Raw genomic sequence first — 25,372 nt, forward strand, 5'->3', positions numbered from 1 at the left:
CGTCACCCCACTTTATGTCGCAGGCATCTCTTGCGATTTATTCGCAACTTTGTGAGGGGCTGGAATGACTTAGAGCGACTTCTCGACACGAAAACTGTCAATGGCGAATTTCGCCGCCCAGTTGAGGTACGCCCACTGGCCGTACTCGCCGTCGATGGGGAACGAACCGCGCACGCCGCCGACGAGATCAGGGTCGCCTTCAAGCGCGATGGTGCGGCGCACGAAGGCGTTGAGCCCCCTCCCCGCCGTCACGAAGGCTTCGCCGCCGCCGAGCGGAGCCAGATAGAACAGGCTTTCGGCGATCTGCACATTGCCGGTGAGACACGACCAATCGACCGCCGCCGACCAGTCCGACCGCAAACGCCCCGGAAGCGCGCCGTCGCCGCGCAGCGCGCCGAGAAGGCCGTGCGCCATCTTCAGCGCCGCGTCCAGATAGCGCGGCTCGCCCGAAAGCCGGTGCGCCTCGACGACGCCGCGCAGGTAGTAGCCGAGCGTGTGCGTGAGCGGCTTGTCCTTGTGCTGCAGGCAGCAATCATCGACCCAGCCGTTTGCCTGCATCTTGCCGAGCGCCCAATCGACCTGCCGCAGCCCCGCCGCGCCGTAGCCTTCGCCCGGCGCGGTGCGCTCAGCTTCGAACAGGCCCCACGACACATGCGTTTCATAGGCCTTCTCGCCCGCGTGCGTGAACGGCGACGGGTGCGAGCGCCAGCAGCCGTCCGGGTCGAGCGAATCCCGCAGGAAACGCGCGGCGCCGTGCATGGCTTCAAGGTATTTCGCATCGCCGAGCACGCGCGCGCCGATGGCGAGGCCGATCAGAATCTGGCCGGTGTTGAAGGTCACGGCCTGCACCGGCACGGCGTCGATCTTGCCGCCCTGGAAGCCGCCGTCTTCAAGCTGGATCGCGCAGAGCCAGTCGAGCATGCGCCGCGCGCGGGCTTCCTCGCCCAGCGTCAGCAGCGTCGGGATGATGTAGCCGGTCGTTTCGGGGTAGCTCGTCGCCCACCCTTTCGCGACGTGATAGTCCCGCGCGACGCCGCCGTCGGCGGTCGCCGAAAAGTCCTGCGCGCGGCCGAGCCACGCCGTGCAGGCTGCGACAGCCGCATCGATGCCGGGATCGGCGAACGGCAGGCCCGCCGCGTCGCGCTTCTTCGCCGCGCGCTCGGCGGGGGCAAGCTGGAAGTCGTTGTAGAGCGATTTCAAGGTATTGAGCATGGCCACTGCCTAAAGCGAGTCGGTTAAGGTTTCATCGCCGCCCGGCGAGGCCGAGCTTGCGCGCGATACGGCTGCGGCCGAGCGCGAGCCATGGGCCGGGATCGTCGCTACGCCAGATCGCATCGACAGCGCGCCAGCCGGCCCCGGATCGGGGCACAACCGCGCCGGAGGCAACCGCGCCCGGATCGCGCCAGCCGTGGCGGTGAACCGGCTGCGCGGCAGGCAGCGGACGCCGCATCTGGTCCGCGTACTGGACGGCGGGAAGGTTGATGCCGTTCAGCGTCGCCAGCTCGGACTGGTAATCCGTGCGGCACGCGGTGGGCTCGATCATGGAGAATGCGCCCGTCTGCGCATGACGTTTGAACTCCAGGCTGCCCATGCCCTGAAACCGCGCCGCCGCGAAAAACGCCTGCGTATCCGCGGCAAGGCGCGCGTGCGCTTCGGGCGCGGGCGCGCAGCCTGCAGTGCCGCCGACACGCGGCGGCCAACTCGCGGTCTTGTAGCCGGTGTAAGCGGCAAGCATGTCGCCGTTCGCGCCGAAATAGGCGAGGCAGAAGAAAACGCTGCCGTCGTCACCCGGCACGTATTCCTGCGCCACGAGTTCCCCCGCCGCGGCGAGCATGTCGGGGATCATAGGCGCTGCGGCGTCCGCGCTTTCGAACACATAGGCCTTCTTGAAGCGCGCCTGATACGCTGCGACATGTTCGCTCGGCTTCACGATCAGCGGCGGCGTCAGCGTTTGCAGAAGCGGCAGGTCATCGGCGCTGCGCAGCGTCACCGTGCGGGGAACCGCAAGCCCGGCCTGCAGCGCGATCGGCATGAACCGATCCTTGTTGACCATCGCCTCGACGATATCGCGGTCCGGCATGGCGATCCGGTAGCCGGGAATCCGGTCCCGGTTCACCGCAACGGTCGCAACGCTGTCCTCGCGGGTGAGGAACAGCACGGGATCGTGATCGCGCGTGGCGCGGTAAGCCGCAAGCGCGTCGACCAGCCCTTCGCCGGCAAGCGGGGCCTTTGTCTTCGTCGCGTGCCGCGTCGCTGAAAACGGCCCCATCGCGTCGTCGAAGGCATGCACGCGGATGCCCGCCGCCGCCAGCGACCGCACGACGCCGAGGCCGTTCAGGCCAAGGCCGACGACAAGCGCGCTGCCGCTCAAAAGCTGAGGTCTCCCCAGGGCGGGGGCACGAAATAGCCGTCCACCATTTCATCCGTCACATCGCGCAGCGCGGCCGGGCGCCAGCGCGGCGACTTGTCCTTGTCGATCAGCTGCGCGCGAATGCCTTCGAAGAAATCGTGGCCGGACTTGATCGCGGAAACCACGCGGTATTCGCGGCGCAGACACCCGGCGAGGTCGTCGCGCTTCGCCTCGCGAAGCGCGCGGAGGCTGATCTTCATGCTCGTCGGCGACATCTTCATCAACGTGTCGCGCTGCGCAACGGCCCAGTCGCCGCCGAGCGAAAGCGATTCCATCATCGCCTCGACGGTATCGAACGCGAAATGCCGGTCGATCTCGTCGCGAACCTCGGCAAGCGGCGCAGGCCCCGCGTCTGAATGGAAGGCGTTCAGTGTCGCCGCCACGTCGCCGCCCTCGGCGAGCGCGTCGGTAAGCGCCTCGATCCGTTCGCTTGCAGTGTGGTGCGTGCCGTAGCCTGCGTACATGCAATCCGCCGCTTTCAGCCGCGCGCCGGTAAGGCCCAGATAGGTGCCGATTTCACCCGGCATCTGCGCAAGAGCGTGCGTTCCGCCGACATCGGGAATAAGGCCGATGCCGGTTTCGGGCATGGCGAACAGCGTCTTTTCGGTAACGACGCGGTACGGCGCGTGGACGGAGACGCCGACGCCGCCGCCCATGCTGAACCCGTCGACGAGCGCCACATAGGGCTTGGGAAACGTGCCGATGGCGAGGTTCATGCGGTATTCGTCCGCGAAGAAGCCTTCCCAGTCGGGCGTGCCTTCCTTGCCCGCATGGTAGAGGCCCACGACATCGCCGCCCGCGCAGAACGCCTTCTCGCCCGCGCCGCGAATGATCACCACCGAAACGTCGTCGTCCTTGGCCCACGCATCGAGCTGGCCGTGCAGCGCGAGGCACATCTCGCGGTTGAGCGCATTCAGCGCCTGCGGGCGATTCAGTGTCATCAGCCCGGCGCGACCGCGCTTTTCGAACACGATGTCGTCAGTCATCCGGATCCCTTCACGTCGTTCAGAATGCGCGCGGTGCGGCGGTGGAGGTCATACGCGCAAGGAGCGCGCCTTCGCCATCGAAAAGGTCGGCCTCCAGGAAAGCGATCATGCGCCCCCGCTTGATGACGCGCCCCTCCGCATAGAGTTTTCCGGCCTTTGCGGGCAGCAGGAAGCTCACCTTCATTTCGATCGTCGCGACGAAGATGCGTTTGCCCGCCTGCGCCACGCAGGCCATTTCCGCCGCATCGTCGAGCATCGCGGCAACGATGCCGCCCTGCACGGTGCCGTTCGGGTTGCAGAAGGCGGGCGTCGCCACAAACGACATACGCACCCGGCCCACCGGATCCAGCTCCAGAATCTCCGCCCCGAGCAGAATGCCTGTCGGCGGCAGATCGGCGTTGAGGCGGGCGAGCAGATCGGCGTTCGGCAGGACTGCAGACATCTAAAGCTCCAACAATGCCCGGATTTTCGCCTGAACATGCGCCAGCGTCTCGGCTGACACGGCGCCCTTTTTGGTGGCGCGGCGCGCTTTCCAGTCCAGACTTTTGACCTGATCGGCAAGCACGACACTCGGCGGGTCAACGCTGTCCACGACCTCGAAGGGATAGTCCTTGATCCGCGATGTCATGGGGCAGCAGATCATCATGCCCCGCACGCCATTGTAGCGCGACGGGGACAACACGAGCGCGGGCCGGTGACCAGCCTGCTCGTGCCCCGCCTGCGGATCGAAATGGAGCCAGACGACATCGCCCGCCTCCGGCACGTACCGCACCACTACCAGATCTCCTTGCCGACCGGCTCCCCGAAGTCCACGTCTTCCGGAAACGTCTCCGGCTTCATGTTTTCAAGAAGCGAATCAAGGTCGTAGGCGGGCGCGCGGAGGGGCTCGATAATGATGCACCCGTCCTGTTCACGGACGTCCACAGGCTGATCGATACGCAGGTTCACGGCTGTCATGACCGACACCGGAATCCGCACGGAGGCACTGTTGCCCCATTTTTTCACCTGAACGCGCATGGCAGCACCCCGATCTTCACATTCCGGTACATAGGGCATCCATGCTGTTTATACAATGTAGATACAGGCGTGGCAGTCAAAGATAGGCGCTATCCAATCCGCGCGCCGCGAGCGCTGGCGCGAGCGCGGCGGATTTTTCGTCTCTAGCCGTGAAAACAGCAAGGCCCGTCGGTTCGCAGCCCGTCCAGTCGGCACCCTGCAGCAGGTGCGCGACGCGGCGCGCGATCCCCTGCCCGCCGTGAACGAACCGCATCGGGCGGCGCGCAGCGGCGGCAAGCTCCTCCTCCACCAGCGGGAAGTGCGTGCAGGCAAGCACGACAGTGTCCATATCCGCGCCGTGCGGCTGGTCCGTGAGGCCCGCCATTACGGCCGCATAGTCCTCCGCCGGAACCGTTTCCCCGCGCAGCTTTGCCTCCGCCGTCGCCGCGAGGTCCGGCGTACCGTGGCGAAGTACGACGCAGTCCGACGCGAACTCGGCGGCGAGATTGTCGACATAGGCCTGCCGCACCGTGGCGGGCGTGCCCAGCACGCCGATCACCTTCGTCTGCGTTGCCTCGGCGGCCGGCTTGATCGCGGGCACGGTGCCGACCACCGGCACATCGAGCGCTGCGCGCACATGCGCCAGCGCGATCGTGGAGGCGGTGTTGCAGGCGATGACGATCAGCCGGGGCCGGTAGCGTTCCGTCAGGCGACCGAGCAGCGCGGGCACGCGCGCGGCGATCTCCGCCTCGCTCTTGCTGCCGTAGGGGAAACCGGCGTTGTCGGCCACGTAAACGATCGGACTCTGCGGCAGCGCGGCGCGGATGGGGCCGAGCACGGAGAGCCCGCCCATGCCCGAATCGAACACCAGAACGGGCGCGCAGGTCATGCCGCCAGCCTGCGCGCACGCTCCCGCCATTCGGCGGAGAGTGGCGTCAGCCCTGCAACAGCCTTGAGCCCGGCCGGATCGGTTTTTCGGGCGGTGCCGACGATCAGGCCGAAAACCCGCGCGACCGTCCACGCGGGCAACGGGCGATCCTCCAGCCGCAGCGTGTCGCCCGCCGCGACCACCCCCGGCTCGATCACGCGGTAGTACCAGCCTGAACGGCCGGTCTTGACGATTTCGGCGACGAGCAGCGGCCGCCCGAGCCGATGCGCGGGTTTCCAGCACGGCTGGCGCCCCTGCGAGATTTCAACAAGCGCGATGCCGAGCCGGTAGCGGTCGCCGATGCAGGCCGCGTTCTCATCAAGGCCCGTGGTCGAGATATTCTCGCCGAAGGCGCCCGCCGCGCGGAGCAGCGGCTGGTCCGGCATCAGGCTCGCCCAGAACGCATAATGATCGCGCGGATAATGGTGGATCGCCATGTCGATGCCGCCGTGGCTTTCGGTATCCGCCTGCGCATCGCCCTCAAGGCCGAGCGGCGTCACCGCCACCGGGCCATCGACGGGTTTTTTTGCAATGGCACTCATCTCGTCGCCGCGCAGAAGGCGCGGCGTGCCGGTGAGCACGGCTTCGATGGCGAGTCCCGTCATGATCCGCGCTTAGCGCCCGCGACGCACCCTGGTAAAGCCCGCGCTTCTCAACGCATCCGTTTTCGACCATAGATGCCGCCATGCCGTCCGTTCCAAAGCCTGCCGCTGCTTACCCCGCCACCCGCCTGAGACGCCCCCGTGCGCATGCATGGTCGCGTGCGCTGTTCGCCGAAGTGGCGCTGTCTCCGGCCGATTTCATCTGGCCGCTGTTCGTTACCGAGGGCGCGGGCGAGCGCACGCCGGTGCCGACGATGCCGGGCGTCGATCGCCTGTCGGTCGATCTGATCGCGCAGGCCGCGAAGGAAGCCGAAAGCCTCGGCATCCCCTGCATCGCGCTGTTCCCGAGCACGCCGCCCGAACGCCGCACCGCCGACGGTCGCGAGGCGCTGAACCCCGACAACCTCACCTGCCGCGCGATCAAGGCCATCAAAGCTGCCGCGCCCGGCATCGGCGTGCTGACCGATGTGGCGCTCGACCCCTACACGACGCACGGCCACGACGGCCTGCTTTCCGAAGACGGCCGCATCCTCAACGACGAGACCATCGAGATGCTGCAGGGCCAGGCGCTCGTGCAGGCCCGCGCCGGGGCGGACATCATCGCCCCGTCGGACATGATGGACGGCCGCGTCGCCGCGATCCGCAAGGTGCTGGAGGCGGGCAACTTCCACGACGTGCAGATCATGAGCTACGCCGCCAAATACGCCTCCGCCTTCTACGGCCCGTTCCGCGACGCGGTCGGTTCCGGCGGGTATCTGAAGGGCGACAAGAAGACCTACCAGATGGACCCGGCAAACGCCGACGAGGCGCTGCGCGAAGTCGCGCTCGACATCGCGGAGGGCGCCGACAGCGTGATGGTGAAGCCGGGAATGCCCTATCTCGACGTGATCGCGCGGGTGAAGGACGCCTTCAACATCCCCGTGTTCGCCTATCAGGTCTCCGGCGAGTACGCGATGCTGGAAACCGCCGCGCGCGCCGGGCTGATCGAGCGCGACCGCATGATCATCGAGGCGCTGACGGCGTTTCGCCGGGCGGGCTGCTCGGGCGTTCTCACCTATTACGCGCGCGACGCGGCGCGGCTGCTCGGATGACCGCCGCCGGGGGCGTCAAGACGCGGGGGTTTGCGGCGCGGCCGCTGTTCATCGCGACGATCTTCCTCGGCTCGTTCCTGCTGTTCCTCATCCAGCCGATGCTCGGCCGCATGGCGCTGCCGACCCTGGGCGGCGCGCCTGCGGTGTGGAACGTCGCCATGCTGTTCTACCAGGCGATGCTGCTTGCGGGGTACGTGTATGCCCACGCGATCAGCCGTTTTACGCAGCAGCGTCAGATGCTGGGGCATCTCGCCGTCTTCGCGATCGCCGCGCTGACGCTTCCGATCGGCCTCGCCGACATCGCAGGCCGCGAGACGCTGCCGCCGATGCTGTGGCTGCTGGTGCTGCTCGGTGCTTCGATCGGCCCGGTGTTCTTCGTCGTCGCCGCGCAGGCGCCGCTGATGCAGTCGTGGTACGCGCGCGTCGACGATCCGGCGGCGGCGGACCCGTATTTCCTCTACGCGGCGAGCAACGCGGGCAGCCTGCTCGCCCTCCTCGCCTATCCGTTCGCGGTGGAGCCGTATCTGCGGCTGAAGGAGCAGGCATGGCTGTGGTCTGCCGGGTTCGTGGTCCTCGCGCTGCTCGTCGCGTTCTGTGCCCGGCGCCCGGCGCGCGATCCGGCGCCCGCCGCCGAAGCCGCCCCGCCCGCGTCATGGCGCGAGCGCGCGATCTGGACAGCGCTTGCCGCTGTCCCCTCCGGCCTGCTGCTCTCGACGACGACGCACCTCACCACCGACATCGTGGCCGTGCCCATGCTCTGGGTGGTGCCGCTGGCGCTCTATCTCGTAACCTTCATCGTCGCCTTCTCGATGGGCGGGGCGATCTTCGTCAAGCATGCGAAGCTGGCGGCGCCCCTCGTGCTGTTGCTGCTGGGCGGCTACACGTTCCTCGCGCAGGGCGCCTTCGCGCTGCTGATGGCGCTCACCAACCTCGTGCTGCTGTTTGTCGTGGCGCTGGCACTGCACGGCCATCTCGCCGCGCGGCGCCCGCCGCCGTCGCAGCTTACGGACTTTTACCTCTGGATTTCCGCGGGCGGCGTGCTCGGCGGGCTGTTCGCCGCGATCTTTGCGCCGCTGGTGTTCGATTGGGTGTACGAGCATCCGATCCTGCTCGTCTGCGCGGCGGCGCTGATCCCCGCGAAGCCTCTTACGAAACGCATCGGCATGCTGTGGAAAGGCCGGCGGGGCCTCGTTCTCGGCATCGCCTTGCCGGTTGCTGCGCTTGTCGCGTCGTGGTGGGTGCATAGCGAGCTGATCCTGGCCGACCGCGCCGAGACGGCCGCGCCTGCGCTGGCATTCATCGCGCTTGCCGCCGTGCTGTCGATCGGGCGGCGGCTTACCTTCGCGGCCTGCTTCGCTGCCCTTATGCTCGGCCTCGGCGGTTGGCAGGCGCTCGCGATCAGCCGCATAGAGCTTGCCCGCGAGCGCAGTTTCTTCGGCATTTACACCGTGAAGGCGGATAACACGCGGCTGATCCGCCAGCTCGAGCACGGCACCACGCTGCACGGCGTGCAGAGCCTGATCCCGGAACTTCAGACCGAACCGCAATCCTATTATGCGAAGGGCAGCGGCGTCGCGGAGTCCTTCGAAGCGCTGCCGAAAATCGCCGGACGTTTTGCCAAGGTCGGCTATGTCGGGCTCGGCACCGGCTCCCTCTCGTGCTTCGCCGTTCCCGGACAGGGCTGGACGGCATTCGAGATTGATCCGCTGGTGGTCCGGCTGGCAAAGGACGAGCGGCTGTTCACCTATGTTTCGCGCTGTACGCCCGACATGCGCATCGTCATGGGCGACGCGCGCCTGTCGCTGGAGCAGGAGCCCGCGCGCACATACGATCTGCTCGCCATCGATGCCTTCACGTCAGACGCCATCCCCATGCACCTGATGACCACCGAGGCGTTCGAGGTCTATGCGAGGGCGCTGAGGCCGGACGGTGTGCTGATGGTCCACATCTCGAACCGCCATATCGATCTGCAGCCGGTGATCGCCGCGATCGCGGCCGACATGGGCTGGACCGCCCGCGTGCGCGACCATTCCCCCTATGATCCCGGCCTTCCCGGCCTCGATTATTCGCGCTCGATCTGGGTGGCGCTCACCCCCACCGAAACACGGATGCAGGATCTGATGTACGGCGGCGGCGCAGGGCCCGCAGGCTGGGCGATGCTGCGCGAAAAGCCCGGCCTGAAGCCTTGGACCGACGATTTCGCGAGCATCATTCCGGTTTTGAAGCAGCAGTAAGCTCCGTCAATCCCGCGTATAAACGCGCTCCCCCGCAAGCCAGGTCTCCAGCACCTTCACCTTCCAGATGTCCCCGGCGGGCATCTTGAAGATATCGCCGTCGATCAGAATGAAATCCGCCCACTTGCCGGGGGTGAGCGTGCCGACGGCGCTCTCGTGCTGGCCCGCAAACGCCGCGCCGGTGGTGAAGGCCGCAAGCGCCTGCTGCAAGGTCAGCGCCTCGTTCGCGTACCAGCCCTTGGGCGGCGCGCCGTCGCGGTCCTGCCGCGTGACGGCGGCGTGAAGGCCGTAGAAGGGGTTTGCCGGTTCAACCGGGAAGTCCGATCCCCCCGCGATGCGCGCGCCGCTGTTCACAAGCGTTTTCCACGCATAGCCGCCCTTGATCCGCTCCGGTCCGACGCGCTCTTCGGCCATGGCCTTGTCGGACGTGGCGTGTGTCGGCTGGATGGAGGCGATGACGCCCAGCTTGGCAAAGCGGGGGATGTCTTCGGCCGCGATGATCTGCGCATGCTCGATGCCCGGCCGTACGAGCGGCTGGCCCATCTTCTGAATGTCCGCGAACGCGTTCAGCGCCTCGCGGTTCGCCTTGTCGCCGATGGCGTGGATGTTCACCTGAAAGCCGCGCATCGAGGCGGAGGCGATCGTGTTGCGCAGCTTGGCGCCGTCGAGCATCGTCAGCCCGCTGTTCTCGGGATCGTCGCTGTAAGGTTCGATCATCGCCGCGCCGCGCGAGCCAAGCGCGCCGTCCACCATCAGCTTCACGGCGTTTGCCGCAAGCCGATCCTCATAGAGCCAGCCCGTCGGACCTTTCGGGGCGATCGCCCGCAGCGCATCCATGCCCGCCGCCATCGCCGAGATGCGCGCGCTGAGCTTGCCGTCTTTCGCGAACTGTTCGTAAAGCGCCCATGTCGCCGCGTCGATGCCCGCGTCGCGAACGCCGGTCAGCCCCACGGACGCCATGATCCGCAGCGCGGTTTCAAGCGCGGCGGTGTTTTCGGCGACGGTCGGCGGCGGCAGTTTCTTTTCAACGAGCGCCATCGCCGTGTCGATCAGCACGCCGGTCGGCTTCCCGTCGGCATCGCGCTCGATGCGCCCGCCTGCGGGATCGGTGGTCTTTGCGGTGATGCCGCTCGCCTTCAAGGCCGCCGCATTCGCCCAGCCCGCATGGCCATCGACGCGGGACAGCCAGACGGGCCTGTCCGCGACAGCAAGATCGAGCTCTTCCGCCGTCGGGAACCGGTCGAGCCCCCAGCTCACCTGATTCCAGCCGCCGCCGACGATCCATTCCCTCTCAGGGTTCGCCGCAGCGTAGGAGGCGATCTTCGCCAGCGCCTGATCGATGCTCGTCGTATCCGAAAGGTCGATCTGCAGCGCCAGAAAGCCGAGGCCCATGACATGGCCGTGCGCATCGATCAGACCGGGCAGCAGCGTCCTGCCGCCCGCATCGACGACATTTCCATCGGCCGTCTCACCCGGTTTCAGCAAGCGTTCGACACGCCCGTCGTCGCCCACGATGAGCCCGCCGAACCGCTCCAGACGGCCGATATCATCAAGCGTGTAGCCGTTGGCGTTGATGATGACGGTTCGCGCTTCCGCCACGCCCGCCGCCAGAAAAACCGCAAGCGCGAGCGCAATCCGCATCTACCTATCCCCTGAACCGTCTGAGCAGCGAGGACGTGTCCTGCCGCCCTCCGCCCATGTTCTGGACGTCGGCGTAGAACTGGTCAACCAGCGCGGTGAGCGGCATCGAAAGCCCGATGCGACGCGCCTCGTCGAGCACCAGCGACAGATCCTTGCGCATCCAGTCCACTGCAAAGCCGAAGTCATATTCGCCGCGGATCATTGTCGGCGCGCGGTTTTCCATCTGCCAGCTCTGCGCGGCGCCCTTCGAGATCACGTCCACCACGGCGCCCGCATCGAGCCCGGCTTCCATCGCGAAGTTCATCGCTTCCGAGAGGCCCTGGAGCACGCCCGCGATGCAGATCTGATTGACCATTTTCGTAAGCTGCCCCGCCCCTGCCGCGCCCATCAGGCCGATGCGCTGCGCATAGGCCTGCATCACCGGCTCGCCGCGCGCGAAGCTCTCCGCGTCGCCGCCGACCATGATCGTCAGGCGGCCGTTCTCCGCGCCCGCCTGCCCGCCCGAAACCGGCGCGTCGAGCACGCCGATGCCGCGCGCAGCACCCGCGTCGGCAAGCTCGCGCGCGATGGCGGCGGAAACCGTCGTGTGATCGATGTAAAGGCTGCCGGGCGCCATCGCGCCGATTGCGCCGCCCGCGCCCAGCGTCACGGCGCGCAGATCATCGTCATTGCCCACACATGTGAAGACGATTTCCGCGCCCTTCACCGCATCGGCAGGCGTGGCGGCCATCGCGCCGCCGTTCGCGGCGACCCACGCCTCCGCCTTTGCAGCCGTGCGGTTGTAAACGGTAACCTCATGGCCCGCCGTCTTCAGGTGCCGCGCCATCGGCGCGCCCATCACACCCATACCGAGAAATGCGACCCTGGACATCGGCTGCCTCCTGAATGATCCGTACGCGCGGCTTGGTAGCCGCTGTTTGCCTCGGCATCCAGATCGGCTATGGCGCCCGAGGAAATTTCTTAGGTCAGGACAGTCAGATGGGCGATTCTCAGGGTGTTGCGGCTTTGCCGGTGACGTTTGCCGATATCCAGGCAGCGCACGCGGCGATCATGCCGCACATCATCCACACGCCCTGCCTGAAATCGCGCACGCTGTCCGATATCCTCGGCGCAGAGGTATGGCTGAAGTTCGAAAACCTTCAGTTCACCGCCGCCTACAAGGAACGCGGCGCGCTCAACACGTTGCTGTCGCTCACCCAGGCGCAGCGGACCAAGGGCGTGATCGCCGCGTCGGCGGGCAATCACGCGCAGGGCATCGCCTACCACGGCACCCGTCTCGGCATCCCCACGACGATCGTGATGCCGCGCTACACGCCCGTGGTGAAGGTGCAGCAGACCGAAAGCCACGGTGCGACGATCGTGCTTCACGGCGACAATTTCGACGAGGCCTATGCGCGCGCCCGCGAACTTGAGATCGAGCGCGGCCTCACCTTCGTGCATCCCTTCGACAATCCGCTCGTGATCGCGGGGCAAGGCACCGTTGCGGTCGAAATGCTCAATGACGCGCCGAAGATCGACACGCTGATCGTGCCGATCGGCGGCGGCGGGCTGATTTCGGGCATGTCGATCGCGGCGCGCGCGATGCGCCCCGATGTGGAGGTCGTGGGGGTGCAGGCGGCGCTCTATCCCTCGATGGCCGCGAAGATGACGGGCGAGGCCCTTCCCTGCGGCGGCGACAGCATCGCCGAAGGCATCTCGGTCAAGGAACCCGGCACCATCACGCAGGGCATCGTTCGCCAGCTTGTGAAAGACATCCTGCTCGTCGACGAGTCCAAGCTCGAACAGGCCACCGCGATGCTGCTCAATATCGAGAAGACCGTGGTCGAGGGTGCGGGCGCGGCGGGCCTCGCCGCCCTCCTCGCCTATCCCGAGCGTTTCAAGGGCCGCGTCGTCGGCCTGCCGCTGACGGGCGGCAATATCGACACGCGGCTGCTCGCGAACGTGCTGCTGCGCGATCTCGCCCGCGCCGGCCGCCTCGCGCGGCTGCGCATCCGGCTCAACGACCGGCCGGGGCAGCTGTTCGGCGTCGCGCGCATCTTCGACGACATGCAGGTCAACATCGTCGAGGTGTATCACCAGCGCGTGTTCACCAACCTGTCGGCCAAGGGCATCTATGCCGACATCGAGTGCGAAACACGCGACCGCGACCATCTCGACCGACTGATCGAGACGCTGAAGGAAAACGGGTACGAGGTCTCTTCGGTCGAAATCGCCTGAAATCCATGCTGCAGATCTGCATCCTGACGCCCGCCGCGGGTTTCGAAGCCTTTGTGCCGCGTGCCGAAGACGAATTTCGCGCGCTGCTCGGAGAAGCCGTTTGCTTTCGGCCGTGGACCGCACCGCTCGAAACCGGCGACACGATCGTGCTGCCGCTTCTCGCCTGGGGCTATCAGGAGCGCAGCGGCGACTGGTCGGCAGCGCTCGACGCATGGGAATCCGCCGATATCCGTATGGCGAATGCCGTGCCGCTGATGCGCTGGAACACCGACAAGCGCTATTTGTTCGACCTTGAAGCCAAGGGCGTGCCGGTGATCCCGACCGCCTTCACCCCCGCGCTCTCCGACACGGATATCACAGATGCCCGCGCCCGGTTCGGTGACACTGTGATCGTGAAACCGCCGGTTTCCGGCGGCGCGGATGGAACCTACCGCCTCGCGCCCGGCGATCCTCTTCCCCGCGACGTGCGCGGCAAGCCGATGCTGATCCAGCCGATGATGTCCGCGATCGCCACGGAGGGCGAATATTCGCTGTTCTACTTCGGCGGCGTGTTCAGCCACGCGATCCTGAAGGTGCCCTCCGCCGGTGATTTCCGCGTGCAGGAGCAGTTCGGCGGTCGCGAGATCACCGTCGACGCCTCCGAAGACGCCCGCGCGCTTGCGAAGCAGGCGCTGCGCGCCGCACCCGGCGACGCGCTTTATGCGCGCATCGACATGGTGCGCGGCGCCGACGGCGGCTTTCGGCTGATGGAGCTTGAACTGATCGAACCGGCGCTTTTCCTCTCGCATGCGGCGGATCGCGGGCAACTTTTCGCCGACACGCTTAGCGCCCGCTTAACCTCCGCCCGCTAAATTCGGCCTCACCATGGCCATCCCTCACCGTTCCGCTCCAAACGCGCGCCCCGTCATCCGGCGCCGCATGCGTCAAACGCCGCGCGGCGCGCGGTCGGTGAACGTGCAGTGGAAAATCGCCTACGCCGATTTCGCCACGGCCATGATGGCGTTCTTCATGCTGCTCTGGCTGATCTCCACCTCCGAGAAGGTTTCGGTGCAGGGCCTCGCCGACTATTTCACGCCCTCGATCGCCACCCCCGCCGCCGGTGCCGCCGCCGAGGGCGACGTGGCACTCGCAAGCGGCGGCCCCGAAGCGATCGCCCTTGCCGACAGCGGACGCGACCGCGCGCGCGAGGCCGCCCTGCTCCGCGATCTGCGCTCCGCCTTCGCAGCGGACCCGAACCTCGCGCCGCTCGCCGACAACGTGGTGCTCGAATCCGCCCGCGACGGTATCCACATCCAGATCACCGACACGTCCATGCGCCCGATGTTCGCGCGGGGCGACGCTGTGCCGCTCGCTCCGGCAGCGCAAGCCTTTCGCGCCGTAGCCGCGCGCGTAGGTCAAATGCCAAACCGTATCGCCATCGAGGGCCATACCGCCGGCGAAGGCGACGATTGGCAGCTTTCCGCCGCCCGCGCCGTCTCCGTGCGCGCTATCCTGCAGCAGAGCGGCGTGTCCGCAGACCGTTTCGCCGCCGTGACAGGCCGCGCCGCAAGTGAGCCGCTGCTGCCCGATGCACCCCTGCGGGCCGAGAACCGCCGCATCACCATCATCCTGCTGAACGAGCCGCCGGCGCTCGCGCCGCGCGCCGGGCGACGAACCGCGCAGGCGATGCCTTCCCAAACCGGCAACATCGCACCATAGTTCGCAGCTGTGACCGATCAGACGTTCCGATTCCCGCGCTTCTTCGTAACAGCGCCCAGCCCGTGCCCTTATCTGCCGGGCAAGATGGAGCGTAAGGTTTTTACAGAACTGCGCGGCGACGATGCCGTTGAGCTTAACGAAGCGCTGTCGCGCATCGGCTTCCGGCGCAGTCAGAACGTCGTCTATCGGCCGAGCTGCGAGGGGTGCAACGCCTGCGTTTCCGTGCGGGTGCTCGCGCAGCGGTTCACGCCGAGCCAGACCCAGCGCCGTATCCTGCGCCGCAACGACGACATCGAGGTCAGCATCTGCGAACCGTGGACGACGCCCGAGCAGTTCGACCTGCTGCGCGCCTACCTCGGCCAGCGTCATCCCGAAGGCGGCATGACGCGCATGGATGCCTATGATTACGCCGAGATGGTGGAGCAGACCCCGGTCAACACGCTCGTTATCGAATATCGCGAGCCTTCGGTTGACGGACGGCAGGGGCGCCTGATCGGCTGCTGCCTCACCGACAGGCAGGCCGACGGCCTGTCGATGGTGTACAGCTTCTTCGACCCCGCGCATCCCACGCGCTCCGGCCTCGGCACCTTCATCATCATGGATCATATCCGGCAGGCGACGGCCGCCGCGCTCGACTTCGTCTATCTGGGCTACTGGATCGAAGGCTGCGAACGCATGAGCTACAAGGCGCGTTTCCGTCCGATCGAGCGACTCACGACACGCGGGTGGAAGCCCGTGGAGATTGCCGAAACCGCCGCCTGAACGAAATGTGCCGAAAATGCGGCGGGCTGAACGGAACCTCGTTCCCGTCGGTTTGACGGGGCCGTTCGTCGCTCCGGCGGTTGTTCGCAGGGCTCATACTGCCGACCTTGGGTCTACCGGGGGCAAACCGGACAGATGAAGGTGATTGAAATGAAAATCGAAAAGCTTCTTGGGGCGGCACTCGGCGCCGTCATCGTTGCCGGCGCCCCTGCTGCGGCCCTCGCGCAGAACGCTGACGCCCCGCCGACGATCGATACAAACGGCGACGGCACGCCTGACGCATGGGATACCAACGGCGACGGAAAACCCGATGCGTGGGATACGAACGGCGACGGAAAGCCCGATGCCGTTGATGCGGATGGCGACGGAAAGCCTGACGCCCAGTAACGAGGTCGGGTTTTTACTCCCCCCTTTTCCCGACCAACCCTCCGAAACGCCGGCGGATCGAAAGACCCGTCGGCGTTTTTCGTTTTACAGGTTCGGCCGCAGCCAGCGTTCAGCGTCTTCGACCGGGATACCGCGCCTCGCGGCATAATCCTCCAGCTGATCGCGGCCGATGCGCGCGACACCGAAGTACGACGAGTCCGGATGCGCGAAATAGAAGCCCGACACGCTCGCGGTCGGAAGCATCGCCAGCCCCTCGGTAAGCACGATGCCGGTCGCGTCGGTCGCACCCAGCAACCGGAAGAGTTCCGGCTTCAGCGTATGATCGGGACAGGCCGGATAGCCCGGCGCCGGGCGGATGCCCTTGTAGCGTTCCTTGACAAGCTCTTCGTTCGTCAGCTTTTCATCGGGCGCATAGCCCCAGAGTTCGCGGCGCACGCGCTCGTGCAGATATTCGGCGAACGCTTCGGCGAGGCGATCGGCGAGCGCCTTCAGCATGATGTCGGAATAATCATCATGCCCGCGGCGGAAACGCTCCGAATGCAGGTCGATCCCCTCCCCGCCCGTCACCGCAAAGCCGCCGATCCAGTCGGCCTCCGGCGAGATGAAATCGGCAAGGCACATGTTGGGCCGCCCCGCACGCTTGTCGATCTGCTGGCGTAGCATCGCGAACCGGCCGATTTCCGAAGTGCGGCTTTCGTCGGCGAAGACCGCGACATCATCGCCCTCGCGCCGCACCGGCCAGAAGCCGACGACGCCGCGCGCCGTCAGCCAGCGCTCGCCCGCGATCTGGTCGAGCATCTTCTGCGCATCGGCAAAAAGCGAGCGCGCGCTTTCGCCGACGACATCGTCGTCGAGAATGGCCGGATAATTGCCCGCGAGTTCCCACGCGCGGAAAAACGGAGTCCAGTCGATGTAGGGGATCAGCGTGTCGACCGTGACATCATCGATCACCTTCACTCCCGATGTTGCGGGCTTCACCGGCGGATGCGCGGCGAAATCCGCCGGAAAGCCGTTCGCGCGCGCATCGGCGATGCTCACGAGCTTGCTTTCGCCCCGGCTTGCGCGCTCCTCGCGGATCATCGCATATTCGGCGCGCGTCTCCTCGACGAGCTTGGCTTTCAGAGTGTCAGACGTCAGCGCGCTCGCGACGCCCACCGCGCGGCTTGCATCGAGAACATACAGCGTCGGGCCGGAATACATCGGTTCGATCTTCAGCGCGGTATGCACGCGGCTCGTCGTCGCGCCGCCGATCAGCAGCGGCATGGTGAAACCCTCGCGTTCCATCTCGCTCGCCACCGTCACCATTTCGTCGAGCGACGGCGTGATGAGGCCCGAAAGCCCGATCATGTCGGCGTTCTGTTCGCGCGCGGTTTTCAGGATCGTCTGGAACGGCACCATCACGCCGAGGTCGATGACCTCGAAATTGTTGCACTGGAGCACGACGCCCACGATGTTTTTGCCGATATCGTGAACGTCGCCCTTCACCGTCGCCATCACGATGCGGCCCTTGGCGCGCGAGCCTTCATCCTTTTCCGCTTCGATGAACGGAATGAGGTGTGCGACAGCCTTCTTCATCACGCGCGCGGACTTCACCACCTGCGGCAGGAACATCTTGCCCGAACCGAACAGGTCGCCGACGACGGACATGCCCGCCATCAGCGGCCCCTCGATAACCTCGATGGGCCGCGCGAACTGCTGCCGCGCCTCTTCGGTGTCGTCGACGACATGCGCATCGAGGCCCTTCACCAGCGCATATTCCAGGCGCTTCTGCACGGGCAGCAGGCGCCATTCCTCGGTCGCCTTTTCGGCAACCTGACCGTCGCCGCGGAATCGCTCTGCGATATCGAGCAGGCGTTCGGTGGCATCCGGGCGGCGGTTGAGCACCACGTCCTCGCACGCATCGCGGAGTTCGGGATCGATCGTGTCGTAAACGTCGAGCTGACCGGCATTCACGATCGCCATGTCCATGCCCGCCGGAATGGCGTGGTACAGGAACACGCTGTGCATCGCACGGCGCACGGGCTCATTGCCCCGGAAACTGAACGACAGGTTGGAAAGCCCGCCGGAAATATGAACGTACGGGCAGCGCTTGCGGATTTCGCGCGTCGCCTCGATGAAATCGACGCCGTAGTTGTTGTGCTCCTCGATCCCGGTCGCGACCGCGAAGACGTTGGGATCGAAGATGATGTCCTCCGGCGGGAAACCATTGGCGGTGAGGAGCTTGTAGGCGCGCTCGCAGATCTCGACCTTGCGCGCCGCCGTATCTGCCTGCCCGATCTCGTCGAACGCCATGACGACGGCGGCGGCGCCGTAGGCGCGGACCTTGCGCGCGGCCTCGAGGAAGGCCTCTTCGCCTTCCTTCATGCTGATCGAATTGACGATCGGTTTGCCCGTCACGCACTTCAGGCCCGCTTCGATCACGCTCCATTTGGAACTGTCGATCATCACCGGCACGCGGCTGATATCCGGCTCCGCCGCGAGCAGCTTCAGATAGGTTTCCATCGCCTGTTCTGAATCGAGCAGGCCCTCGTCCATGTTGACGTCGATGATCTGCGCGCCGTTTTCCACCTGATCGCGCGCGACCTCGATGGCGGCGGTGTAATCCCCCGCCATGATGAGCTTCTTGAACTTCGCCGATCCGGTGACGTTGGTGCGCTCGCCGATGTTCACGAAGCGCGCGGTGTTCTCTGTCATGATGTTCAGTTCAGGCGAGGGTGAAGGCGTCGAGCCCGGCAAGATGCATCGCCGGTTCGGGGTGCGGAACGGCGCGGGGCGGCAGACCCTCCACGGCTTTCGCCATCGCGGCGATGTGCGCGGCCGTCGTGCCGCAGCAGCCGCCGACGATGTTGATGAGCCCGGACTGCGCCCATTCGTGGATCATGCCGCCCGTGGTTTCCGGCAATTCGTCATACTGGCCGAGTTCGTTGGGCAGGCCCGCATTCGGATAGACCATCACCAGCGCGTCCGCGATACGCGAGAGCGCCTGCACATGCGGGCGCAGTTCCTTCGCGCCGAACGAACAGTTGAGCCCGATCGTAAGCGGCTCGGCGTGCCGCACCGCATACCAGAACGCCTCGACCGAATGGCCCGAAAGGTTGCGGCCCGACATGTCCGTGATCGTCATCGAGATCATCATCGGGATGCGCGCGCCGCGCGCCTCGCCGAGTTCGATGATGCCCATGATCGCGGCCTTGGCGTTCAGCGTATCGAAGATCGTCTCGATCAGGATGAAATCCGATCCTGCATCGAGCAGCGCTTCGGCCTGTTCCTTGTAAACGTCCTTCACCTCGTCGAACGACACGGCGCGAAAGCCCGGATCGTTGACGTCGGGCGACAGCGACAGCGTCTTGTTCGTCGGCCCGATCGCGCCCGCGACGAAGCGGGGCTTCCCGTCGCGCGCAGTGGCGGCATCGCCCTCCTCCCGCGCGATGCGGGCGGCGGCGTGGTTCATCTCTGCGACCAGATGCTCGGCGCCGTAATCCGCCTGGCTGATCCGGTTGGCGTTGAAGGTGTTGGTCGCGAGGATATCCGCGCCCGCATCGGCATAGCCTCGCGTGATGGCGCGCACGATGTCGGGCCGGGTGAGGACCAGAAGGTCGTTGTTGCCCTTCTGATCGTGGCCGAGATCGTAATCGCCGCGATAGGCGGCTTCATCCAGCCCATAGGTCTGGATCGCGGTGCCGAAGGCGCCGTCGTTGATGAGAATGCGCTTCGCGGCTTCCGCGCGCAGGCGCTCTGCTGCGTTCGTCATGCCCGGTCTCCGTTCGCGCGCTTCCCGAGCATATGGCAGATCGCATAGCTCAGATCGGCGCGGTTCAATGTGTAGAAATGGAATTCGCGAACCCCGCCCGCATACAGGCGGCGGCAGAATTCGGCGGCGACGGTGGCAGCGACGAGACCCCGCGCGGCGGGTCTCTCTTCAAGGCCTTCGAACAATCGCTCCATCCAGCCGGGAATCGCCGTGCCGCACATCTCTGCCATGCGCTTCGTCTGCGCGAAGTTGCTGACCGGCAGGATACCGGGCACGATCTCGGCATCAAGACCCGCCGCCGCCGCATTGTCGCGGAAACGGAAATAGGTTTCGGGCTCGAAGAAGAACTGCGTGATCGCGCGGCGCGCGCCGCCATCCAGCTTGCGTTTCAGGTTGTCGAGATCCTGCCCGATGCTCGCGGCCTCCGGGTGCATTTCCGGGTAGGCGGCAACGCTGATCTCGAAATCCGCGACACGTCGAAGTCCCGCGACGAGCGCGGCGGCGTTCTCATATCCGTCCGCGCGCGGTACGAAGCGCTCGCCCGCGCGCGGCGGATCCCCGCGCAGCGCCACGATATGGCGAACGCCCGCGTCCCAGTATGCGCGCGCAACGTCATCGATCTCGCCGCGCGAGGCATCGACACAGGTGAGGTGTGCGGCGGGCGTAAGCGTCGTTTCACGAACAAGGCGCGAAACCGTGGCATGCGTGCGCTCGCGCGTCGATCCGCCCGCGCCGTAGGTGACGGAGACGAAGCGCGGTGCCAGCGGCTCCAGCGTCTTGATCGATTCCCAAAGCGTCTCCTCCATCTTCTCCGTTTTCGGCGGGAAGAATTCGAACGACACGGCGATATCGCCCTTCAGGTCGGCGAACAAAGGCTGGCGGACGGCGTTTTGCGCCTCCGTCATCTGGTCGAGCGTCAGGATCATGCCGCTTTCCTTTTCGCGAGCGGGGTCTTTTCCCCAAGCCAGATGCTGACGGTCAACGTGCCCCCTTTCAGATGATCCACCACGCGGCCTTCAAGGCCGCTTTCGCGCATCCAGCCGAGCACGGCGTCGTCGGCGAAGCCGAGGCGCGTGTGCGCGTGGTTCGCGCGCAGTTCCTCAAGCGTGTGCGGCGCGAAATCAACCACGAGGAGGCGCCCGCCCGGCGCGAGCACGCGCCCGGCTTCGGCAATCGCCGCCGAAGGATTGTCGGCATAGTGCAGCACCTGGTGCAGCAACACGGTGTCGATGCTGCTATCCGCCTGCGGCAGCGCATACATGTCGGCCTGCCGCACTTCGCAGTGCCCGAGCCGCGCCGCCTCCAGCTTGCCGCGCGCGACGCGAAGCATGTCCGCGCTGCGATCGACGCCGATCGCGCCGCTTGACCCCGGCGCGAGCAGTTCGAGCATCCGCCCCGTGCCCGTGCCGATATCGAGCAGATAGCCGACCGGCCGCGCCTCCAGCGCGCGCAGGATCGCCGCCTCGACCTCGCCGTCCGAGACGTGCATCGAACGAATCCCGTCCCAGCCTTCGGCATGGGCGTCGAAATAGCTGTGCATCTCGGCGACGCGGCGCGTGCGAATCTCGTCGAGCCGCCGGGTGTCGGCGGCGACCGCCGCGCTGCCGTCCAGCATCCGGTCCAGAAGCCCGCCGACCTCGCCCGCGAGCCCTGCGCCATCGATTCTCAGGAAAACCCAGGCGCCTTCCTTATGCCGCACGAGAAGCCCCGCCTCGGCAAGAATGCGCACATGCCGCGACACGCGCGGCTGCGATTGACCCAGCACTTCGGCAAGTTCACCGATCGACAACTCCATCGAGCGCACAAGCGCCATGATCCGAAGCCTTGACGGATCGGCGAGAGCGCGGAAAAGGTCGAGCGCGGGCTGCATGAAAAGAGGACATAAAGATATCTTTATATGAGGTCAATGAACGAAATACATTGTCATCGCCCACCGCACAACTCTACGTTCCGCGCCTTGTCGCCCAGCGTTATCCGGGAAGCCTTCATGTCCGTACGCACCGTATCACTCGTCGCCCTCATCACCGCGCCGCTTCTCGCCGGCTGCGTGACCACACCGGGCGGCGTCTCCGAAGCCGAGCTCGACCGCTTCGAAAAAACCAACCGCGCGATCTACAAGTTCAACAAGGGCGTCGACACGGCCGTTCTGAAGCCGGCGGCACAGGGCTACCGCGCGGTCGTCCCCGGCATGGCGCGGCGCGGCGTCTCGAACGCGCTCGACAACGTCGACGAGCCGCTGTCGTTCATCAACGCCGTTCTGCAGGGCAAGTTCAAGGTCGCCTTCCGCGCTGTCGATCGTTTCATGATCAACTCGACGTTCGGCCTCGCCGGCCTCTTCGACCACGCGACCGAGTTGGGCCTGACAAAACAGGAAGAGGATTTCGGCCAAACACTCGCAGCATGGGGCGTCGGCTCGGGGCCCTATATCATGCTGCCGCTGCTTGGCCCCTCGACGCTACGCGACACCGTCGGTTTCGGCGTGGATTCAGTGACCAACCCGTGGCCCAAGTTCCAGAAGCACGTCGCCGGTCTCGACGGCACCGAGCGGATCGCCGTCACCGCCGGCGAAGCGATCGACCTTCGTTCCCGGCTCGTCGATACGGCTGACCCTCTGCTCGCCACCGCGCTTGACGAATATGCGACGATCCGCGCCGCGTTCCTCCAGCAGCGCCTCCACGACATTTATGACGGCGACCCGCCCGAAGACGATTTCGTACCGACGTTCGAAGACGAGGCCGCCACTGCCGCGCACTCCGAAATCACCCCGGACGCAGAGGCCGTCGCGCCTGCCGGAGAAGTCGAAACGGATGATCCGAAGGCTGAAGTCGATCCGTATTGAAGCGCCCGCGAATCGCGTCGCGACGTGTTCGCTCGCGGAATTTATCCAGCCGAATCTGATACCTGCGCTGTTTCGGGAAACTGAGCGCCTCTGAAGAGCCGACCCCGGTGCAAACCCCGGCGCGGCGCAGCAGCAAGGATATCTATGGTTTTACAAGACATTAACGCCCCGGTGGCGCCCGGTTCGCCGGATAGTGAGGATTTTCCACAAAAATATTTTGCTCCGGATCATCAAATCTCTTTCCATAGACAAGGTTTTCCGTGACAATCCGCGCCGCTCCCACTATTGGGCGCAGGGTCAATACAAACTGTTCTAGGGGAACAAGTCGATGCGCAATGTTACCAAGGGTTTCGCAGCTCTCGCGCTCGTCGCCGGCCTCGGCCTCGCCGCTTGCAGCGAGAAGACCGAAGAAGCCGCTGACGCGACCGCAGATGCTGCCGCTGAAGATGCTGCTGCTGCAGCTGATGCCGCTGTAGCCGAAACCGATGCCGCTATGGATGCCGTTGCTGACGCGACGGTTGATACCGCTGCTGACGCCGCTGCTGGCGCTGCTGATGCCGCCGCTACGGCTGCTGACGCCGCTGCCGGTGCTGCCGACGCCGCTGCGGACGCCGCGACGGAAGCTGCTCAGTAAATTTTACTGAACAGTTCGGAAAAAGAACGGGTCGCATCTTCGGATGCGGCCCGTTTTTTTGTGCCCGTTTTTGTACCCGCCGCCGTTCTTCATTGATGAGAGAAATAAAAAAGGCCGCCGGGTTTTCCCGACGGCCTTTCGTTTGACTGTGGTTGGCTGGACTAGAAGTCCATGCCGCCCATGCCGCCCATACCACCCGGCATTCCGCCCGGTGCCGGCTTATCGTCCGGCATCTCGGCAATTGCCGCTTCGGTGGTGATGAGCAGACCTGCCACGGACGCAGCATCCTGCAGTGCGGTGCGGACGACCTTGGTCGGATCGACCACACCAGCCTTGACCAGGTCTTCGTAGGCGTCGGTCTGAGCATTGAAGCCCAGCTTCTCATCCTTCGCGTCGATCAGCTTGCCCGCAACGACAGCGCCGTCATGGCCGGCGTTCTGAGCGATCTGACGGACCGGAGCCTGCAGCGCGCGACGGATGATGTCGATGCCGCGTGTCTGGTCTTCATTCGCTCCGCTAAGGCCGTCGAGCGCCTTGATCGCGTAGAGAAGCGCAGTACCACCGCCGGGGACGATGCCCTCTTCAACGGCTGCGCGCGTGGCGTGCAGCGCGTCATCGACGCGATCCTTCTTTTCCTTCACCTCGACCTCGGTGGCACCGCCGACCTTGATCACGGCAACGCCGCCGGCGAGCTTGGCGAGACGCTCCTGGAGCTTCTCGCGGTCGTAATCGCTGGTCGTCGTCTCGATCTGAGCACGGATCTGTTCGACGCGGCCCTTGATCTGCTCGCTGTCACCACCGCCATCGACGATCGTGGTGTTGTCCTTGTCGATCGTGACCTTCTTGGCCTGACCAAGCATGCCGAGCGTGACGGTCTCGAGCTTGATGCCGAGGTCTTCGCTGATCATCTGACCGTTGGTCAGGATCGCGATGTCCTCGAGCATCGCCTTGCGGCGATCGCCGAAGCCCGGTGCCTTCACGGCCGCAACCTTGAGGCCGCCGCGCAGCTTGTTGACGACGAGCGTGGCCAGAGCCTCGCCCTCGATATCCTCGGCGATGATGAGCAGCGGACGGCCCGACTGCACAACAGCCTCGAGGATCGGCAGCATCGCCTGAAGGTTCGAGAGCTTCTTCTCGTGGATCAGGATGTGCGGGTTTTCGAGCTCGACCTGCATCTTCTCCGGGTTCGTGATGAAGTACGGAGACAGATAGCCGCGGTCGAACTGCATGCCCTCGACCGTCTCCAGCTCGCTGGTGAGGCCCTTGGCTTCCTCGACGGTGATGACGCCTTCCTTGCCGACCTTGTCCATCGCCTCGGCGATCATCTTGCCGACATCGGAATCGCCATTGGCCGAGATGGTGCCGACCTGAGCGATCTCGTCAGAACCGGCAACCGCCTTCGAACGGGCGGCGAGATTCTCGATGACCTTGACGACAGCGAGGTCGATGCCGCGCTTGAGGTCCATCGGGTTCATGCCGGCCGCGACCGACTTCATGCCTTCGCGGACGATCGACTGCGCGAGCACCGTGGCGGTGGTCGTGCCGTCGCCGGCGATGTCGTTGGTCTTCGAAGCCACTTCGCGCAGCATCTGCGCGCCCATGTTTTCGAACTTGTCCTTGAGCTCGATTTCCTTGGCGACCGTCACACCGTCCTTGGTGATGCGCGGCGCGCCGAAGCTCTTGTCGATGACGACGTTGCGGCCCTTGGGGCCCAGCGTCACCTTCACCGCGTCGGCGAGGATGTCTACGCCGCGAAGGATGCGCTCACGCGCGTCGCGGCCGAATTTTACGTCTTTGGCTGCCATGTCTGACTACCCTTTCCCTGGGATCTGAAACGAAAAAAGCGACGGCTCAGGCAACGATGCCGAGAATGTCGCTTTCTTTCATGATAAGGAGGTCTTCACCGCCGATTTTGACTTCGGTGCCCGACCACTTGCCGAACAGAATGCGGTCGCCCGCTTTCACGTCGAGCGGCGTGACCTTGCCGTCTTCGGCCTTGGAACCTGCGCCGACGGCGACAACTTCGCCTTCCTGCGGCTTTTCCTTGGCGGTGTCCGGGATGATAATACCCCCGGCGGTCTTTTCGTCAGCCTCAATGCGGCGGACCAGCACGCGATCGTGCAGAGGACGGAAGCCCATTCGTATCCCTCTCTTCAAGTTTTCTGAATTCCGATATTGGCACTCACACGCGGCGAG

At 65.6% G+C, this 25,372-nt stretch carries 25 protein-coding genes; 9 read left to right on the plus strand and 16 right to left on the minus strand.

The features are described from left to right. Positions 1-69 precede the first annotated feature (69 nt). From GGQ98_RS03880 to GGQ98_RS03915, 8 genes are read right to left on the minus strand one after another with little or no spacing between them, the layout of a single operon-like run. The gene (locus GGQ98_RS03880; RefSeq protein WP_184065378.1) at positions 70-1,212 is read right to left on the minus strand and encodes a prenyltransferase/squalene oxidase repeat-containing protein; all 1,143 of its coding nucleotides are present in this window, start codon (positions 1,210-1,212) and stop codon (positions 70-72) included. A 31-nt stretch (positions 1,213-1,243) separates the two neighbouring features. Further along, entirely contained in the window at positions 1,244-2,371 is a 1,128-nt protein-coding gene (locus GGQ98_RS03885) for a carboxylate--amine ligase (RefSeq protein ID WP_184065381.1), read from the minus strand. Further along, a complete protein-coding gene (locus GGQ98_RS03890; protein ID WP_184065384.1) occupies positions 2,368-3,396 on the minus strand; it encodes an enoyl-CoA hydratase/isomerase family protein in 1,029 nt (342 codons plus the stop codon). Before GGQ98_RS03890 ends, GGQ98_RS03885 begins: the two co-directional genes overlap by 4 nt. A gap of 19 nt (positions 3,397-3,415) precedes the next feature. Then, a complete protein-coding gene (locus GGQ98_RS03895; protein ID WP_243451681.1) occupies positions 3,416-3,838 on the minus strand; it encodes a PaaI family thioesterase in 423 nt (140 codons plus the stop codon). Then, complete coding sequence (gene mazF, locus GGQ98_RS03900; RefSeq protein WP_341534127.1) at positions 3,839-4,168, minus strand: endoribonuclease MazF; 330 nt, start codon at positions 4,166-4,168, stop codon at positions 3,839-3,841. It abuts the gene before it with no gap. A gap of 2 nt (positions 4,169-4,170) precedes the next feature. Further along, positions 4,171-4,452, minus strand: coding sequence for an AbrB/MazE/SpoVT family DNA-binding domain-containing protein (locus tag GGQ98_RS03905; protein WP_243451682.1), 282 nt, complete (start codon positions 4,450-4,452; stop codon positions 4,171-4,173). 37 nt (positions 4,453-4,489) lie between these two features. After that, positions 4,490-5,281 (minus strand): glutamate racemase, encoded by a 792-nt coding sequence (gene murI / locus GGQ98_RS03910; protein WP_184065390.1) that lies wholly within the window; start codon positions 5,279-5,281, stop codon positions 4,490-4,492. Further along, positions 5,278-5,925, minus strand: coding sequence for an MOSC domain-containing protein (locus GGQ98_RS03915; RefSeq protein WP_184065393.1), 648 nt, complete (start codon positions 5,923-5,925; stop codon positions 5,278-5,280). The genes murI and GGQ98_RS03915 overlap by 4 nt, the downstream gene beginning before the upstream one ends. Before the next feature lie 80 nt (positions 5,926-6,005). Between GGQ98_RS03915 and hemB the strand changes: the two genes are divergently transcribed. Further along, positions 6,006-7,013, plus strand: a complete 1,008-nt coding sequence (gene hemB, locus GGQ98_RS03920; protein WP_184065396.1) for a porphobilinogen synthase — start codon at positions 6,006-6,008, stop codon at positions 7,011-7,013. Beyond that, a complete protein-coding gene (locus GGQ98_RS03925; protein ID WP_184065401.1) occupies positions 7,010-9,247 on the plus strand; it encodes a spermidine synthase in 2,238 nt (745 codons plus the stop codon). The genes hemB and GGQ98_RS03925 overlap by 4 nt, the downstream gene beginning before the upstream one ends. A gap of 6 nt (positions 9,248-9,253) precedes the next feature. On the opposite strand, the gene GGQ98_RS03930 is transcribed toward GGQ98_RS03925, so the two are convergent. Both GGQ98_RS03930 and GGQ98_RS03935 read right to left on the minus strand, forming a co-directional pair. Further along, complete coding sequence (locus GGQ98_RS03930; protein WP_184065404.1) at positions 9,254-10,888, minus strand: amidohydrolase; 1,635 nt, start codon at positions 10,886-10,888, stop codon at positions 9,254-9,256. Positions 10,889-10,892: 4 nt separating this feature from the next. After that, positions 10,893-11,759 (minus strand): NAD(P)-dependent oxidoreductase, encoded by an 867-nt coding sequence (locus tag GGQ98_RS03935; RefSeq protein WP_184065406.1) that lies wholly within the window; start codon positions 11,757-11,759, stop codon positions 10,893-10,895. Between the two features lie 107 nt (positions 11,760-11,866). Here GGQ98_RS03935 and GGQ98_RS03940 point away from each other — a divergent pair, with 107 nt between their 5' ends. From GGQ98_RS03940 to GGQ98_RS18135, 5 genes are all read left to right on the plus strand, one after another. Next, complete coding sequence (locus GGQ98_RS03940; RefSeq protein WP_184065408.1) at positions 11,867-13,105, plus strand: threonine ammonia-lyase; 1,239 nt, start codon at positions 11,867-11,869, stop codon at positions 13,103-13,105. A gap of 5 nt (positions 13,106-13,110) precedes the next feature. Further along, a complete protein-coding gene (locus tag GGQ98_RS03945; protein ID WP_207791240.1) occupies positions 13,111-13,956 on the plus strand; it encodes an ATP-grasp domain-containing protein in 846 nt (281 codons plus the stop codon). A 67-nt stretch (positions 13,957-14,023) separates the two neighbouring features. Continuing rightward, complete coding sequence (locus GGQ98_RS03950; RefSeq protein ID WP_184065411.1) at positions 14,024-14,803, plus strand: flagellar motor protein MotB; 780 nt, start codon at positions 14,024-14,026, stop codon at positions 14,801-14,803. Between the two features lie 9 nt (positions 14,804-14,812). Then, positions 14,813-15,565 carry an arginyltransferase gene (locus GGQ98_RS03955; protein WP_184065414.1) on the plus strand — a complete coding sequence of 251 codons (753 nt, stop codon included), beginning with the start codon at positions 14,813-14,815 and terminating at the stop codon, positions 15,563-15,565. Positions 15,566-15,715: 150 nt separating this feature from the next. Then, positions 15,716-15,952, plus strand: a complete 237-nt coding sequence (locus GGQ98_RS18135) for a hypothetical protein (protein WP_207791246.1) — start codon at positions 15,716-15,718, stop codon at positions 15,950-15,952. Between the two features lie 84 nt (positions 15,953-16,036). On the opposite strand, the gene metH is transcribed toward GGQ98_RS18135, so the two are convergent. Genes metH through GGQ98_RS03980 form a run of 4 tightly spaced genes read right to left on the minus strand, consistent with a single transcriptional unit; the run spans position 16,037 to position 21,573 of the window. Continuing rightward, complete coding sequence (gene metH, locus GGQ98_RS03965; protein WP_184065417.1) at positions 16,037-18,646, minus strand: methionine synthase; 2,610 nt, start codon at positions 18,644-18,646, stop codon at positions 16,037-16,039. Between the two features lie 10 nt (positions 18,647-18,656). Next, positions 18,657-19,703, minus strand: a complete 1,047-nt coding sequence (locus GGQ98_RS03970) for a homocysteine S-methyltransferase family protein (protein WP_184065420.1) — start codon at positions 19,701-19,703, stop codon at positions 18,657-18,659. Next, positions 19,700-20,629 carry a methylenetetrahydrofolate reductase gene (gene metF / locus GGQ98_RS03975; RefSeq protein ID WP_184065423.1) on the minus strand — a complete coding sequence of 310 codons (930 nt, stop codon included), beginning with the start codon at positions 20,627-20,629 and terminating at the stop codon, positions 19,700-19,702. Before metF ends, GGQ98_RS03970 begins: the two co-directional genes overlap by 4 nt. Continuing rightward, positions 20,626-21,573 (minus strand): ArsR/SmtB family transcription factor, encoded by a 948-nt coding sequence (locus tag GGQ98_RS03980; RefSeq protein WP_184065426.1) that lies wholly within the window; start codon positions 21,571-21,573, stop codon positions 20,626-20,628. The genes metF and GGQ98_RS03980 overlap by 4 nt, the downstream gene beginning before the upstream one ends. Positions 21,574-21,690: 117 nt before the next feature. Here GGQ98_RS03980 and GGQ98_RS03985 point away from each other — a divergent pair, with 117 nt between their 5' ends. Beyond that, complete coding sequence (locus tag GGQ98_RS03985; protein WP_184065429.1) at positions 21,691-22,542, plus strand: MlaA family lipoprotein; 852 nt, start codon at positions 21,691-21,693, stop codon at positions 22,540-22,542. 328 nt (positions 22,543-22,870) lie between these two features. Next, complete coding sequence (locus GGQ98_RS03990) at positions 22,871-23,176, plus strand: hypothetical protein (protein ID WP_184065432.1); 306 nt, start codon at positions 22,871-22,873, stop codon at positions 23,174-23,176. A 161-nt stretch (positions 23,177-23,337) separates the two neighbouring features. Here GGQ98_RS03990 and groL read toward each other — a convergent pair whose 3' ends face one another. Continuing rightward, complete coding sequence (gene groL, locus GGQ98_RS03995; RefSeq protein WP_184065435.1) at positions 23,338-24,981, minus strand: chaperonin GroEL; 1,644 nt, start codon at positions 24,979-24,981, stop codon at positions 23,338-23,340. 46 nt (positions 24,982-25,027) lie between these two features. Next, positions 25,028-25,315, minus strand: coding sequence for a co-chaperone GroES (gene groES / locus GGQ98_RS04000; protein WP_184065438.1), 288 nt, complete (start codon positions 25,313-25,315; stop codon positions 25,028-25,030). Positions 25,316-25,372 lie beyond the last annotated feature (57 nt).

The organism is Sphingosinicella soli (genome assembly GCF_014199685.1).
Classification (GTDB): domain Bacteria; phylum Pseudomonadota; class Alphaproteobacteria; order Sphingomonadales; family Sphingomonadaceae; genus Sphingosinicella; species Sphingosinicella soli.